The following is a 14,451-nucleotide window of genomic DNA, read 5'->3' on the forward strand; positions in this document are numbered from 1 at the left end:
CAGGCGTCGTCAGACGCTGACTGCGAGATCGTCACAACATGTCGAGAGCTTGAGAAGTGAGTGCCGGATCCATCTGAGCCCGATTGAGAGCTGAACGATGTCGCAGAGCAGGCAAGATCCGGTGTTGCTGCTGCGTCAGCGACTTCTTCTCAAGCAAGGAATGCCCTCATGACACTCCCTACTCGACGTTTGATCATCACCGGCCTCAGTGCCGGGGCAGGACTGGCCGCCGCCGGTCTCGTCTCCCCCTCGCCGGCAGCGGCGGCGGAGTCCTCCTACGACTTCAGCAGCGTCATCTTCAATGAGCAGTTCTCTGACGGGACGGATTTCTCCCCGTCACGGTGGCGGGACAACCGCTCGGAGCCCGAGTCCTGCGCCAGCTACGACTGGGGGGTGTTCACGCATGACACCCACAGCGTCAGCAACGGTGTCGGGCACGTCCTGTGGCGCAAGCGCGCCACTCCCCTCAAGGGTTTCCAGAACCGCTTCGACAAGGAGCCGACCCTGCGCTACGTCAACCAAGCCTTCGTCACCACGCAGGGGCTGTTCTCCTTCGTCTATGGCTCCTTGGAGACCAGGGCGCGTTTCCCCCAGTCGGCTGAGGGTCTCTTCGCAGGCATCTGGTTGCGGGCGGACGACAATGACAACGGCGGCGAGATCGATGTCGTGGAGACCTACGGCGGCGGCAGCGCCACCGGCATCGCCGAGTCAACTGTGCACTACGGCCAGGCGGGGGGTACAGGAAGCAACCTTGGGGTCTCGCCGCGGCCCGATCTCACCCAGTGGCACACCTACGGGATGGAGAAGACCCCCGAGAGCATTCTCTTCCTCTTCGACGGTCAGCCCTACCACGAGGTCTCACGTTCAGCATCGGAGCAGGATTTTGATGACTGCTTCGGTGACGACGCCGCTTACCACATCTGCCTGACCACGCACAGCGGAAGCATCCACCGGGGGCGGCTCAAGCATGAGGGCTTCACGCAGGCCCAGGTGGATATTGACTACATCGTCGTACGGGCCATGGATGACTAGTTGACGCAGCCCCTCCTCAGCCTGCGCTCCGGCCTCTTCGCCAGGACGCGTTGGCGCGGGCTGAAGGGATTGCGCCGGCGCCCGAGTTCTCATCGACGCCAGGAACAGCTCATGCGGGCTGCGTTCCCGGGGTCTGAGACGCTTTGACCGCCGGGTCCAGCGCCTTGCTCATACGGAGAAGAAACACGAGCCCCACTGCGATCAGAACCTCCACCAGGTCGCAGACGACAAGCAGTGGTTCAAGCAGTGGTTCAAGAGTGGAGCCGGACAAGGCCGTCAAAGGCCAAACGACACAAATGATGAAGATGGGAAGTCCCGCCACGACACTCGCGGCCAGCAGAGCCGACGTTGGCATCTTGGCCTCGACCCATCCATCAGGCTGAACCTGAGGCGTCCGGGAATGTGCCCGAATACAAGCGATAAGAGCAAGGATGAATGTAGCAACCCAAGCAATACCAACGATATACGGGGTGACGAGCACAACGAAAAGGGCAAAGAATCCGAACGGCAGGTCGTACTCCCCGTGCGCGATGAGCAAGGCGAGAAAGGTGGTGGTAAAGATCATCTGGATGATCATGGTGAGGAGCCCGATGATGCCGCCGGCGACCGAGACTTTGCGGGTCGCGGAGCGCTTGCGCTGAACCGTCGTCAGGACCGGGTCATTCCGGCCGAAGCCAGGAGCAGGAGCCGGCCCCACCGTGGGGTTGTATCGGCCGTAAGGAACAGGCGTAGGGGTGTTCCGTGGGTGGCCGGCGCCCTGGATATGGGGGTCGTTGTTGGGATTCTGGGGAGGTAGGTGACTCACGGGGGTACTCCAGCATCGACAAAGGTGATGGCCTCAGCCTAGGCGACCGGAGTCGGATGGGCGCAGCTCACGGCATAGGGAGCCCGCCCCATGCCGCGCGCCCGCTTGCTCCCTGACCCAGCGCCCAGCATCCCGCGTTGATCGGCGTCGAAAAGCAACTCGACAGCACGTCAGCACCCGAGTTCTCATCGGCGCCAGAACAGATCATGCGGGCTGCGTTCCCGGGGCCTGAGACGCTCTGACCGCCGGGTCCAGCGCCTTACTCATGCGGAGCAGAAAGACGAACCCCACCGCAATCAGGAGCTGAGTCAGGCCGAAGAACATGAGCAGTGGCTCCAGGAAGCTATCAATGAACTCAGCAGTGCTGCCACGTGAGAGTCCCTCGTTGAATATCACGTACATGATGAGGGTGGGTAGTCCTGCCACGATGCTCGTGACCAGCAGAGCCAGCGTTGGCGTCTTGGCCTGGGCCCATCCATCAGGCTGAACCAGAGGCATGCGGGAACGGGCCTGAACACAGGCGACGAGAGCCAGGATGAAGGTGATGACCCATCCAAGGCCGACGGCTATCGGGGCGAGCACCACGATGAGCAAGGACACGAACAGCAAGAACTCGCTCTGCTGTCCCACGTACCCGATGGCGAGGAATATGGTGACGATGATGATCATCTGAATCATCATGGTAATGACCCCGATGATGCTGCTTGAGAGCGAGACCGTGCGAGTCGCGGAGCGCTTGCGCTCGCATGTGAGGACCGGGTCGTTCCAGGCGAACCCGAGAACCGGGGTCAGTCCCATCGGGGGGTAGGGGCCGTAAGAAACAGGCATGGGTCCGTTCCACGGATAACCTCCGGGCGCTGCTGAGGACGGCGGGAGGCCTCCGAGAGGATAGGGCCCGGTGGGGTAGGCCATTCCCGATCCCGCCCAGGGGTAGACGGCCCCGTGGGGGCCGGCCAGTACGGCTACAGGGTTGTCGACGCCGCTTGCCCCGTCCAGCGGTGCGCCGGTGCCCTTGATGTAGGGGTAGTCGTTGGGATCCTGGGGAGGTAACTGACTCACGGGGTACTCCAACATCGGCAGAGGGGGCGGCCTCAGCCTAGGCCACCGGTGCCGGACGGGCGCAGCTCACGACATAGGGAATCCTCCCCATGCCGTGAGCCCCTCGCCCCATGCCTCAGCACAAGGTGTCCGCGAGGTCCCCGATACGCCCCAGAAGTCCTCCGAGGTACCTGGGGGACTCGTCGGTGGACAGCATCCGGCTCAGCGTCATGGCCTCATCCACGGCGACTGGCGCATCCACCTCGTCGTTGTAGACGATCTCCCAGGTGGCGACTCGCGCAATGGCACGGTCGACGGCCGGCATGCGCCCCAGGGTCCATCCCTGGGCGTAGGTCTGGATCGTCTCATCGACGTCGCCCAGGTGGTCGCACACGCCGTTGAGGATCTCCCGGGTGTAGGCAGGGGCCTCGGTGTGGTTGGCCGAGCTGACGGCGCGCAACTGCGCGAAGGAGCGCAGCTCCTCAGTGTCCTCGGAGCTCAGCATCCCGCGCTGATCGGCCTCGAAGAGGATCTCGATGGCACGCCGGCGCGCCTTGGTGCGGGCGGTGACCGGGTGGCGCGACGCGGGGCTCGAGTGGGTCGAGCCCTCCTCGGGATGCTCGGTCATCAGTCGTTGACGCGGGAGATGTAGGAGCCGGAGCGAGTGTCCACCTTGACCTTGTCACCGATGTTGAGGAACAGGGGGACCTGGATCTCAGCACCGGTCTCGACCGTGGCGGGCTTGGTGCCGGCGCTGGAGCGGTCGCCCTGGAGACCCGGCTCGGTGTGGGAGATCGTCAGGACCACGGAGGCCGGCAGCTCGACGAACAGGACCGAGTCCTCGTGGAAGGCCACGATGACCTCCTGGTTCTCCAGCATGAAGGTGGCGGCGTCGCCGACGGTGGCCGAGGGGACGGAGGTCTGCTCGTAGGACTTGACGTCCATGAAGACGTAGTCGTCGCCGTCCTTGTAGAGGTACTGCATGTCGCGCCGGTCGACGGTGGCGGTCTCGACCTTGAGGCCGGCGTTGAAGGTCTTGTCAACGGTCTTGCCGGACAGGACGTTCTTGATCTTGGTGCGCACGAAGGCGGGGCCCTTGCCGGGCTTGACGTGCTGGAACTCCACTACCTGCCACAACTGGCCCTCGAGGTTGAGCACCATGCCGTTCTTCAGGTCGTTCGTCGTGGCCACGAGGGTTTCCTCACTGTTGCGTTGCATCTGGGACGCGCTGATCCTACCGCGAGGTGCCGCGATCACCTCGTGACGGGCGTGTCGCACCGATCACGAGTGGTGGGACAATTCGGCGGCGACGGCGTTCATCACCTTCTGACCGGCCTCGTCGGGGGTCGTTGCGGTGGTGTCGATGATGATGTCGGCCAGGTCCCGGCACTGGGCCTGACGCGCGTGAAGCATCTGGACGAACTGGTGGTGGATGGTCCCCAGGGCCACTGACCGCGGCGCGTCAAGACCGTTACGGGTGGCCAGGGCTCGGGTGGCGCAGGTCAGGGCCACGACACGGTGAGTACCGCGGTTGACGAGCCTGACACGCTCAAGGCCCTGACGCACTCCCCTGGCCTCCAGGCAGCCCGACCCCAGGGCGACGACGACGCTCTCACTCACGGCGCGCTCTAGGAGCCTGGCAGCGGTGTCAGCCTCGACGCGACGGTACTCGGTCTCCGGCACCGCGACGAGCGCCAGGTCGGGGCGGGTGCCCAGCTCGTCAGCAACGAGCCGGCCCAGATCGAGCACGGGCAGGCCCCGGGCACTCCCGATGGCACGAGCCACGCTGGAGCAGCCGGCCCCCGCAGGGCCGATGAGGATGAAGGCACCCGGTGCCGTGGCGCTCAACCGCGGTGTCCTTCTGCCTGGCGGGGCCCACCTGTGACGGCCTCGTGAGCCGACAGGAGAACGCTCTCCGCGGGCGCCTGTACCCGCACGGGCCTGGCGATGTCGTCGAGCAGGACGAGTCGCAGTCGGCCGCCGCGCACCTTCTTGTCGCTCATCATGGCCTCCTTGAGCTCCTCCCAGCGCCCCTTCCCCTCGGGGAAGCGGGTCGGCAGGCCGACCGCCTCGAGGCTCTGTCGGTGCAGGGCGAGTGCGTCACTGCTCAGAGTGCCGTTGCGGTGGGCGATCTCGGCGGCGAAGACGCAGCCGACGGCCACCGCGTCTCCGTGACGCCAGGAGTACCCGGTGACCTTCTCGATCGCGTGGGCGTAGGTGTGCCCGTAGTTGAGGACCTCCCGCAGGCCGGCCTCGGTGAGATCCTCCCCCACGACGGTGGCCTTGACCGCGACGGATCGGGCGACCATGTCGGCCAGCACTGGCGAGTCCCAGGTCAGGCAGTCGGCGGGATCGGCCAGCACCCGGTCGAGGATGACGGAGTCGGCGATCAGGCCGCACTTGATGACCTCGCCGAGTCCGGCCCGCAGCTCGGCGGCGGGAAGCGTGGAGAGCGTCTCGAGGTCGGCGATGACCGCGGCCGGCGGGTGGAAGGCACCCACCAGGTTCTTGCCTGCGGGCGTGTCGATACCCGTCTTGCCGCCGACGGCGGCGTCCACCATGGCCAGCAGCGTGGTGGGCACCTGCACCACGGGAACACCTCGCAGCCAGGTCGCGGCTGCGAAACCGGCCAGGTCCGTTGTCGCCCCGCCACCGAGACCGACGACGAGCCCGTCACGGCCCAGGCGGAAGGAGCCGAGCCGCTCCCACAGGTACTCCAGGACGCGCGCCTTCTTGGCCGCCTCGCCGTCGGGAACCTCCAGGCGCAGGACGCGCAGGCCCTCAGCGGTCAGTGCCGCCTCGGCCGCGGCGGCGCGGTCGGCCAGCGCCTTGGCGTGGATGATGGCGACGCCTCCCGCGCCCGCTCCGGGGGTGTCCTGGATGATGCGGGGCAGCTCGGCCAGGAGCCCGTGGCCGATGAGCACGTCGTAGGGGCTCTCACCGGCGACACTGACCCTCCGCGTGCCGCTGCTCACCTCCGTGGTTGCCGCGGGCCGGACACGGGCGCGCCGGCGTGAGCCGCTGGCCCCGTCCGGGGCGGTGGCGCAGTCCGCCTGTCCCTCGGCCATGGGTGCCAGGACACTGACCGCCTGTGCGGTCTGGACCCCCAGGGCCACCAGGATGAGAGCGGCGACCTGCTGGGGGCTGAGCCCGTCGGTGGGCACAGTGAGCGTGGCGACCTCGGAGTACAGCGGTGAGCGCTGAGCATGGAGGGCCTCCATGCGCGCCAGGACGCCCGCGTGCTCACCGTGCTCCTCGCAGCGCTCCTGGGCGGCACGGGCCTGGTCGGAGTCCGCGTCCGGGGCCATCACAGGGCGCCCGGTCCCGTCACCCACGTGCTTAGCGGCGGTGCTCGGGGAGGTGGACAGGTAGATGACGGTGTGACCGCGCAGCAGGTCTCGATTCTCGGGACGCAGAACCGCTCCCCCACCCAGGGCGATCACGCCTTGGGCTGCCGCCGGGGAGTCCAGGACTGCCCGCATGGCCCGGTGCTCGCGGTCGCGGAAGCACTCCTCCCCCTCGGAGGCGAATATCTCGGGAATCGTCATGCGGGCGCGCCTGCGGATCTCGGCGTCAGTATCGGTGACCTGGACGCCCAGGGCCTGAGCCAGGAGCCTGGCCTGAGTGGTCTTGCCCGCACCGGGCAGCCCCACCAGAACCAGGGGCAGCTGGTCGTCGCGCAGAGCGATGGTCGGAACACGCTTCCAGGTCATGATCGTGACTCCCTCTCCGTTGAGATCGCTGTGGGTGGTACCAGTATCGCCCGGGCGTAGCGACTTGCCACGAGATTCACCGCTCGGTTCGCCACTGCGTCCGTTCAGCGATGCGGCTCAGGTAGGAACGCAGGTTGCGTCGAGCCTCATCGGCCGAGTCGCCTCCGGTCTTGTCCAGTAAAAGGTCGGCCAGGACCAGAGCGGTCATGGCCTGAGCGATGACCGCTCCGGGGACGACGGCGCACACGTCGGAGCGCTGGTGGAGCCCGGTGGCGGCCTCGCCCGTGGCCAGGTCGACGGTGCGTAGGGCCCTGGGCACCGTGGAGATCGGCTTGAAGGCGGCCCGTACCCGCACATCGGAGCCGTTGGAGGTGCCGCCCTCGATACCGCCGGCGCGGTTGGTGGACCGGGTGAGCGTTCCGCAATCCACTGAGACGATCTCGTCGTGGGCCACCGAGCCCCGCCGAGCCGCCTCGGCGAAGCCGTCGCCGATCTCCACGCCCTTGACGGCCTGGATCCCCATGAGCGCGGCCGCCAGGCGCGCGTCCAGGCGGCGGTCAGCGCTGACGTGAGTACCCAGTCCCACCGGGACACCGGTGGCGATAACCTCGACGACGCCCCCGAGCGTGTCACCGTCCTTCCTGGTGGCGTCGATCTCGGCGACCATGGCGGCACTGGTGGCGGGATCCGTGCAGCGCACGGGGTCGGCGTCCAGGCGCACGGTGTCCTCAGCACCCGGCGGGGGTACGTCGTCGGGCAGGGCGACTGATCCGATCCGCACGACGTGGCTGACCAGCCTGATACCGGCGATCTGCCCCAGAAGGGCCTCGGCCACGGCCCCCAGCGCCACGCGGGCGGCGGTCTCGCGGGCTGAGGCCCGTTCCAGGACCGGGCGGGCCTCTGGCAGGTCGTACTTGAGCATCCCCGGCAGGTCCGCGTGCCCGGGCCTGGGGCGGGTCAGCGGGCGGTTACGGGCGATCTCGCGCTCGTCACCGGTCCCGGCGTCGATGAGCAGCTCATGGGGGTCCACGGGGTCGGCGCTCATGACCGTGGACCACTTGGGCCACTCGGAGTTGCCGATCTGCAGGGCTACGGGGCTGCCGATGGTGCTCCCGTGGCGGATGCCGCCCAGAACCCGCAGCTCGTCGCGCTCGAAGGCCTGGCGAGCGCCGCGCCCGTACCCCAGGCGACGCCGGGCCAGTGCCGCCCGGATGTCCTCACTGGTGATCCGAACTCCCGCGGGTACGCCTTCCAGCACCGCGGTCAGAGCCTCGCCGTGGGACTCCCCGGCCGTCATCCATCGAAGCATGGGGTAGATACTCTCACACGTCGATGCCGCCGGCGTCACCCGTCCTGAATCGTCGCTGTAGCGAGGATCAGCTTGAGGTCTCCGAGGAAACTGCGGTAGGGGCGCACGGCGGGGCCAGGGCCGCCAGGAGCCCGGTGCGCATGAGTTCGATATCGGGCTGCTGCTCGGTCATGAGCTGCACCTGGGGCACGGCCTGGTGCAGGAGCATAAGCCAGCCCGGGGCAAGGGCTCCCCCGGCGTGCACCCAAGCACCGGCGACGGCGGTGGGCCAGGGGGCGTAGACGACGTCGAGCATGACGGCTCCTGCCCGGGTGCCGTCGGCCTGCTCCAGGGCCTTGCTCAGCGGGCCCGCCAGCGGGTCGGCCGCATGTGCGGGCAGGGTTGAGATGATGACGTCGGCTGCGGCCAGGCGTCGGGCCGCCTCGGTGTTGGAGGCGGCGTCGGTCGGTTTCCAGGTGAGGGGCTCGATATCCAGCCCCATGCGGTGGGCGGCGCTGAGTGCGCGTCCGGGGCCGGCGTGCCGTCGAGCCACGACGGTGATCCGGCCGGCCCGGAGTTCTCCGAGTGCCGCGAGGGCGGAGCAGGCGGTGGCGCCCGAGCCGAGCACCACGGCCTGCTCGACCCGGAGGTGGCCATCCGGGGAACCTGGTGTCTGTGTACGGGCGGTCTCCCGCAGTGCGCCGACGATGCCTGCGACGTCGGTGTTGAAGCCGGTCAGGAGCGCGCCTCCTGCCCCACTGCGCTGCGCCACCACGGTGTTGACGGCACCGACGGCCTCGGCGAGGGGGTCGATGATGTCCAGGTGCGCCAGGAGCGTCTGCTTGTGGGGCATGGTGACGCTCAGGCCCGCCCAGGCGGGCCCAGCCTGAACCGGAGCGGCCAGTTCGGCGAGCAGCCCGGGCAGTTGCGGAGGTGCAGTCTCGAGCCGCTCGTAGGACCAGTCCTCCAGCCCCAGCCCGGCATAGGCGGCCAAGTGCAGCACGGGTGACAGCGAGTGGCTCACCGGCCGACCGATGACGGCGGCGCGGTGGCGTATCACAGGCCGACCTCCTCAGCCATTCTTCTTGCTCTCGTTGCCCTCGCAGACATCCTTGTTCTTGTTGCAGTAGTCGGAGAGCTTCTTGGTGTTGGTCTTCTGCTCCTCATTGGTGGAGGCGAACAGGGTCTCGCCGGTCTTGAGGTCGACCGTGACGAAGTAGAGCCAGCTCCCGGCCGGCGGGTTGAGTACCGCCTTGATGGCGGCCTCATTGGGATTGCCGATCGGCCCTGGCGGGAGACCCTGGTGAACGTAGGTGTTGTAGGGGTTGTTGGCGTCCTGAGTCTCCGCCTCGGAGGGGATGCCGCCGTCATGGCCCAGGCCGTACTGCACTGTCGAGTCCATCTGGAGCAGGCCGTGGGTCTCCCCGTCTGTCTGCGCCAGACGGTTCTCGATGACCCGTGCCACCTGCCCGTAGTACTGCTCCTTGTTGACCTCCCGCTCGACGATGGAGGCCTTGGTCAGGACCTTCTGGTAGTCCTCCTTGGGCACCTTGAGCTCTTTGAGGCGGGTGACGGTCTGAGAGACCATCTTCTTGATCAGATCCTTCGGTGTGGCGTTCTCGGTGATGTCGTAGGTGCCCGGAGCGAGCCAGCCCTCGACGTTGCCGCCGGCTTCGGCGGGCAGACCGATAGCCGCAGAGTCGGCGTAGGCCGCCTCGATCTGCTCATCGGTGAAGTTGCCGACCTTCTTGAGGCGTTCCTTGACGCTTTGCTTGGTGGAGCCGGCGATGACGGTCAGCGTGTGATCGCCCTTGCTCTCAGGATCGAGCAGTGCCTGGAGCGCGGAGCTGGCGGACATCTTCTTCTTGAGCTTGTAGGTGCCCGGCTGGATCGTCGTTCCCTTCGGGTTGTTCTTCGCCGCATTGGTGAAGGCCTTGCCGGAGGCGACGACGCCTTTGCTCTGGAGGATGTCGCCGATGTCCGCCCCGGAGGCCCCCTCCGGGATCGTCACGGTGACCTCGCCCTCGCCCTCGCCCTTGTAGTCCTCAGCGTGGGTCGCCTGGGCAGAGGCGTCGCGCATGATCCCGATGGCCTTGTAGCCCAGGACGCCGACAGCCATGAGGGTGATGATGATGACAAGGCTCGTCAGCCAGTGCCGGCGCCGCTTGCGCTGACGACGCTCGACCTTCTCCATACGCCGCTGCCTGCGGCTCTTGGGCTTGTCCTTGGCGTCACCAGCGTCCTCATCGCGCTGGATGCCGAGCTCGGCGAAGAAATCGTCGTGGCTCACGCTCTGCCTCTCTTGATCGGGTGGACTCGCTCACCGGCCGGAACCCCGGACATCCGCTCAGTTGTGATGGCCTGTTCGAGGATGACGACCGCCGCCGCTTGGTCGACGATACCGCGGAAGCTCCTCTCCTTCAGTCCGGCCGCGTGCAGATCCCGGTGAGCAGAGACGGTGGTGAGCCGCTCGTCGACCAGCCGGACGCACACCCGCCGCGGCAGGCGGCTCGCCAGATCTCGCGCCCACGCTCGGGCGTCCCTGGTCGAGCTCGAGCTGCCGCCGCCCATGTGCTTGGGCAGACCGACGATTACCTCGAAGGCACCGTACTCCTCGACGAGGTCAACGGCCTCGTCGAGGTCTGCACCATAGCGGTCCCGCCTGAGAGTTACCGCAGGAAACGACAGGATCGCGTCCTGATCGCAACGAGCGACACCAATACGTGCCTTACCAACGTCGAAGGCGATGCGCACACCGGGACGGAAGTCCGTCGAGGCCGGTTGAGCCGATGAGTCTGTCACGGGATCTGCCAGGCGGTACGGGGCGAGCCGGCTTACCGGATCAGGCCTGGATCTGCTGGGCGACGGCGCGCAGCGCCTCGTCCAGAGCATCTGGGTTCTGACCGCCCCCCTGGGCCAGGTCGTCCTTGCCGCCGCCACCGCCGCCCAGCACCTGAGCGGCGGTGCGCACGAGGGCACCGGCGCGTATGCCCTGGTCGCGGGCACCGGCATTGGTGGCCACCACCACGACCGGACGCGAGCCCACGACCGCGCCGGCGGCGACAACGGCCGGCTCCGCGTCACCGAGCCGGCTGCGGGCATCGAGGACCAGCGAGCGTACGGCGTCGGCCGAGCCGACGGTCCCGAGGTCGGCCGAGGCAAGACGGACGTCACCCAGCCGGACGGCTTCTGAGACGATTCCGGCGGTGCGCGCGGACAGCGCTGCCTGTTCAGCGGTGGCCAGGCGCTTCTCGGCGTTCTTCAGGCGCGTCATGAGGCTCTCGACGCGCTCGGGCAGGTCGTCGGGACGGCCCCCGACCATGGTGGACAGCTGGGAGACCAGGGCGTGCTCCTTGGCCTGGTAGCCGTAGGCGCCCTCGCCGACGAGGGCGTCAATGCGGCGCACCCCCGAACCGATCGAGGACTCGCCCAGTACCGCGATGCGGCCGATGTGGCCGGTGCTGGGGACGTGGGTGCCGGCGCACAGCTCCTTGGACCAGTCGCCTCCGATGGAGACGACGCGCACCTTCTTGCCGTACTTCTCCCCGAACAGGGCCATGGCGCCTGCGGCGCGGGCGGCGTCAATGTCCATGACCTCGTCGGTGACGGCCAGGTCCTCCGACAGCCTGGCGTTGACCCGTTCCTCAATGCCGGAGATCTGGTCCGAGGCCAGGGCGGAGCCATGGCGGAAGTCGAAACGCATGCGGGAGGGGGAGTTCTCGCTGCCTGCCTGGGTGGCGTTGTCGGAGACGATCTCGTGGAGCGCCTTGTGCACCATGTGGGTGGAGGTGTGGGCACGTGCGATCGCCAGGCGGCGCGCCGAGTCGATCTGGGCGAAGGCCTTCTCCCCCACCGCGATCGTGCCCTCGGTCAGGGTGCCGCGGTGGACGTGCAGCCCCTTGACGGGGGCCTGGACGTCGTTGACCTCGACGGTGCCGCCGTCGGCCAGTCGGATCGTACCCTGGTCGGCGAGCTGACCGCCCATCTCGGCATAGAAGGGGGTGCGGTCCAGGACGACCTCGACCTCGGCCGGGGCGGTGACGACGCTCTGCGGGACGCCGTCGACGAGGATCCCGGCGACGGTGGCATCGGCGGAGGACTCGGTGTAGCCCAGGAAGGTCGAGCCGCCGCCCATCTCCTTCTCCAGCTCGCGGAAGACGCGGATGTCGGCGTGCCCGGTCTTCTTGGCGCGCGCGTCGGCCCGAGCGCGCTCCTTCTGCTCGTTCATGAGGCTGCGGAAGGCGCTCTCATCGACGTCGACCCCTTGCTCGGCCGCCATCTCCAGGGTGAGGTCGATGGGGAAGCCGTAGGTGTCGTGCAGCTCGAAGGCGCTCTTGCCCGACACCAGCGGGCGCCCGGAGCGTCCCGCCTCCTTCTTGGCCGAGGCCACCGCGGTGTCCAGGATCGTGGTGCCGGCTGCCAGGGTTCGACGGAAGGCGTCCTCCTCGCCGTAGGCCACCTCGGAGATGGTGCTCCAGCCGGCCTCCAGCTCGGGGTAGGAGGCCTTCATGGCGTCCTTCGAGACAGTCAGCAGAGTGGGCATGGCGGCCTCGTCGAAGCCGAGCAAACGCATGGAGCGCACGGCCCTGCGGATGAGTCGGCGCAGGACGTAGCCGCGGCCGTCGTTGCCGGGACGCACGCCGTCGCAGATGAGCATGAGGGCGGAGCGCACGTGATCGGCGACGACCCGCATGCGCACGTCGTCGTGGTAGGCCTCGCCCGCCTCGGGGCCGGCCGAGCCGCGGCCGTAGACCTTTCCGGACAGCTCCTCGGCGGCCTTGATGACAGGGAAGACCTCGTCGATCTCATACATGTTGGGCTTGTCCTGCATGATGAAGGCCAGGCGCTCCAGACCGGCACCGGTATCGATGGCCGTCTGGTCGAGCTTGCCCAGGAGCTCGAAGTCGTGCCCCTTGCCCTCCCCACGCAGGAACTCGTCGAAGACGAGGTTCCAGATCTCCAGGAAGCGGTCGCCCTGGGTGTCAACGGCGGGACCGCCGTCGGGCCCGTAGGCGGGTCCGCGGTCGTAGTGGATCTCGCAGCACGAGCCGGCCGGGCCGGGCTGGCCCGTCGACCAGGAGATGTCCTTGAAGGGAAGGAGCTGGATTCGCTCGGAGGGGACCCCGATCTCGCGGGTCCAGTAGTCGAGGGAGACCTGGTCCTTCTCCCAGATCGTCATCCACAGCCGGTCCCCGTCCAGACCGTAGCCGCCCTCCTCACGGCTGCCTGTCAGCAGGCCCCAGGCGTAGGAGATGGCTCCCTCCTTGAAGTAGTCGCCGAAGGAGAAGTTGCCGTTCATCTGGAAGAAGGTGCCGTGGCGCGTCGTGATACCGACGTTGTCGATGTCATTGGTGCGGATGCACTTCTGCACCGAGGCGGCCCGGGGCCAGGGGGCCTCCTCGGTCCCCAGGATGTAGGGGATGAAGGGAACCATGCCGGCCACGGTGAACAGGATGGAGGGCTCGGGCGACACCAGGGAGACCGAGGGCCGGATCTCGTGGTCGTTCGCGGCGAAGTAGTCCAGCCAGCGGCTGCGGATCTCGGATGTGCGCATGGGGTCCTCATCCTGTTCGAGGTGTGCCCGGGCACTGCGGCTCTTGGGCCTGGTGCCGGGGCGTGTGGGCGGTGTGGTGTGGCCGACCGGCCGGCCCAGTGGACGGCGGAGACGGTGAAACCAGTCGCCTGTGGGCGCGGATCCGGTCGGGTTGCTCCATGGTGAGCGTACTCCCACGCCGGGGCGCCCCGAACCTCTCATGGGTCCGGGGCGCCCCGGCGTCAGGTGAGCGTGAGGGTCAGCGCGAGTAGTACTCGACGACCATCTGGACGTCACAGGTCACGGGGACCTCATCGCGCTTGGGGCGACGCACCAGCGTTGCCGAGAGCTTCTCGAGGTCCACGTTGAGGTACTCCGGAACGGGGGGCAGCACGTCGCGGTGCGCGCCGGCGGCGGCGACCTGGAAAGGCACCATCACCTGGGAGCGGGGACGGACCTGGATGGTCTGGCCGGGCTTGACGCGGTAGGAGGGGCGGTCCACGACCTTGCCGTCGACGAGGATGTGGCGGTGGACCACGTCCTGGCGGGCCTGGGCGATGGTGCGGGCGATCCCGGAGCGCAGAACGAGAGCGTCCAGACGCATCTCGAGCAGCTCGACGAGGGACTCACCGGTCAGGCCCTGACCGCGACGGGCCTCCTCGAAGACGCGCTGGAGCTGGGCCTCGCGGATGCCGTACTGGGCGCGCAGGCGCTGCTTCTCCTTGAGGCGGACGGCGTAGTCGGACTCGGTGCGGCGCCGGGCGCGGCCGTGCTCACCGGGGCCGTAGGGGCGGCGCTCGAAGTAGCGCACGGCCTTGGGGGTCAGCGGGATGCCCAGGGCGCGGGAGAGGCGCACCTGACGGCGGGAGCGTGAAGAGCTCATGTGTGTCATTCCTGTCGGATCGGTGGTCGCACGCCGTGGCTGGTGCCGACGGCGCGGGGTCAAGCCTCGGTTCGGGCCGGGACCCCAGGAGGTCCGCATCGTCGTCGGCCGGTGGCACCTGCAGGAGCCGCCAGTCGTCCCCGATGTGGACAACTCGAG

At 68.0% G+C, this 14,451-nt stretch carries 13 protein-coding genes; 1 reads left to right on the forward strand and 12 read right to left on the reverse strand.

What is annotated here, in order from left to right; all coding sequences use genetic code 11:
• Nucleotides 1-168 precede the first annotated feature (168 nt).
• Nucleotides 169-1,032, forward strand: a complete 864-nt coding sequence (locus HMPREF2883_RS12945) for a glycoside hydrolase family 16 protein (protein WP_070663014.1) — start codon at nucleotides 169-171, stop codon at nucleotides 1,030-1,032.
• A 109-nt stretch (nucleotides 1,033-1,141) separates the two neighbouring features.
• Here HMPREF2883_RS12945 and HMPREF2883_RS12950 read toward each other — a convergent pair whose 3' ends face one another.
• The 12 genes from HMPREF2883_RS12950 to rpsD form a co-directional block, all read right to left on the reverse strand.
• A complete protein-coding gene (locus tag HMPREF2883_RS12950) occupies nucleotides 1,142-1,729 on the reverse strand; it encodes a hypothetical protein (protein WP_070663015.1) in 588 nt (195 codons plus the stop codon).
• Between the two features lie 312 nt (nucleotides 1,730-2,041).
• Nucleotides 2,042-2,911: a hypothetical protein gene (locus tag HMPREF2883_RS12955; protein WP_070663016.1), complete on the reverse strand. Its 870-nt coding sequence runs from the start codon at nucleotides 2,909-2,911 to the stop codon at nucleotides 2,042-2,044.
• Nucleotides 2,912-3,011: 100 nt separating this feature from the next.
• The gene (gene nusB, locus HMPREF2883_RS12960) at nucleotides 3,012-3,503 is read right to left on the reverse strand and encodes a transcription antitermination factor NusB (protein WP_070663017.1); all 492 of its coding nucleotides are present in this window, start codon (nucleotides 3,501-3,503) and stop codon (nucleotides 3,012-3,014) included.
• Complete coding sequence (gene efp, locus HMPREF2883_RS12965; RefSeq protein ID WP_070663018.1) at nucleotides 3,503-4,066, reverse strand: elongation factor P; 564 nt, start codon at nucleotides 4,064-4,066, stop codon at nucleotides 3,503-3,505. The genes nusB and efp overlap by 1 nt, the downstream gene beginning before the upstream one ends.
• Nucleotides 4,067-4,156: 90 nt before the next feature.
• Nucleotides 4,157-4,723, reverse strand: coding sequence for a shikimate kinase (locus HMPREF2883_RS12970; protein ID WP_070663019.1), 567 nt, complete (start codon nucleotides 4,721-4,723; stop codon nucleotides 4,157-4,159).
• On the reverse strand, nucleotides 4,720-6,588 hold the full coding sequence (aroB, locus tag HMPREF2883_RS12975) for a 3-dehydroquinate synthase (RefSeq protein WP_070663020.1): 1,869 nt from the start codon (nucleotides 6,586-6,588) through the stop codon (nucleotides 4,720-4,722). Before aroB ends, HMPREF2883_RS12970 begins: the two co-directional genes overlap by 4 nt.
• A gap of 76 nt (nucleotides 6,589-6,664) precedes the next feature.
• Nucleotides 6,665-7,897, reverse strand: coding sequence for a chorismate synthase (gene aroC / locus HMPREF2883_RS12980; RefSeq protein WP_070663021.1), 1,233 nt, complete (start codon nucleotides 7,895-7,897; stop codon nucleotides 6,665-6,667).
• Between the two features lie 67 nt (nucleotides 7,898-7,964).
• A complete protein-coding gene (locus HMPREF2883_RS12985) occupies nucleotides 7,965-8,936 on the reverse strand; it encodes a shikimate dehydrogenase (protein WP_070663022.1) in 972 nt (323 codons plus the stop codon).
• Nucleotides 8,937-8,948: 12 nt separating this feature from the next.
• The gene (mltG, locus tag HMPREF2883_RS12990) at nucleotides 8,949-10,166 is read right to left on the reverse strand and encodes an endolytic transglycosylase MltG (protein WP_070663023.1); all 1,218 of its coding nucleotides are present in this window, start codon (nucleotides 10,164-10,166) and stop codon (nucleotides 8,949-8,951) included.
• Entirely contained in the window at nucleotides 10,163-10,678 is a 516-nt protein-coding gene (ruvX, locus tag HMPREF2883_RS12995) for a Holliday junction resolvase RuvX (protein ID WP_070663106.1), read from the reverse strand. The genes mltG and ruvX overlap by 4 nt, the downstream gene beginning before the upstream one ends.
• Before the next feature lie 40 nt (nucleotides 10,679-10,718).
• Nucleotides 10,719-13,430 carry an alanine--tRNA ligase gene (gene alaS / locus HMPREF2883_RS13000; RefSeq protein ID WP_070663024.1) on the reverse strand — a complete coding sequence of 904 codons (2,712 nt, stop codon included), beginning with the start codon at nucleotides 13,428-13,430 and terminating at the stop codon, nucleotides 10,719-10,721.
• A 238-nt stretch (nucleotides 13,431-13,668) separates the two neighbouring features.
• Nucleotides 13,669-14,292, reverse strand: a complete 624-nt coding sequence (gene rpsD / locus HMPREF2883_RS13005; protein WP_009747225.1) for a 30S ribosomal protein S4 — start codon at nucleotides 14,290-14,292, stop codon at nucleotides 13,669-13,671.
• Nucleotides 14,293-14,451: the final 159 nt, after the last annotated feature.

The sequence above is a fragment of the Actinomyces sp. HMSC075C01 genome (assembly GCF_001812965.1).
GTDB lineage: Bacteria > Actinomycetota > Actinomycetes > Actinomycetales > Actinomycetaceae > Actinomyces > Actinomyces acetigenes.

Coding starts and splice junctions, on each gene's coding strand:
- rpsD (WP_009747225.1), bottom strand. CDS start 14,292: ATGAGCTCTTCACGCTCCCGCCGTCAGGTGCGCCTCTCCCGCGCCCTG.
- HMPREF2883_RS12955 (WP_070663016.1), bottom strand. CDS start 2,911: ATGTTGGAGTACCCCGTGAGTCAGTTACCTCCCCAGGATCCCAACGAC.
- alaS (WP_070663024.1), bottom strand. CDS start 13,430: ATGCGCACATCCGAGATCCGCAGCCGCTGGCTGGACTACTTCGCCGCG.
- aroB (WP_070663020.1), bottom strand. CDS start 6,588: ATGACCTGGAAGCGTGTTCCGACCATCGCTCTGCGCGACGACCAGCTG.
- HMPREF2883_RS12945 (WP_070663014.1), top strand. CDS start 169: ATGACACTCCCTACTCGACGTTTGATCATCACCGGCCTCAGTGCCGGG.
- nusB (WP_070663017.1), bottom strand. CDS start 3,503: ATGACCGAGCATCCCGAGGAGGGCTCGACCCACTCGAGCCCCGCGTCG.
- aroC (WP_070663021.1), bottom strand. CDS start 7,897: ATGCTTCGATGGATGACGGCCGGGGAGTCCCACGGCGAGGCTCTGACC.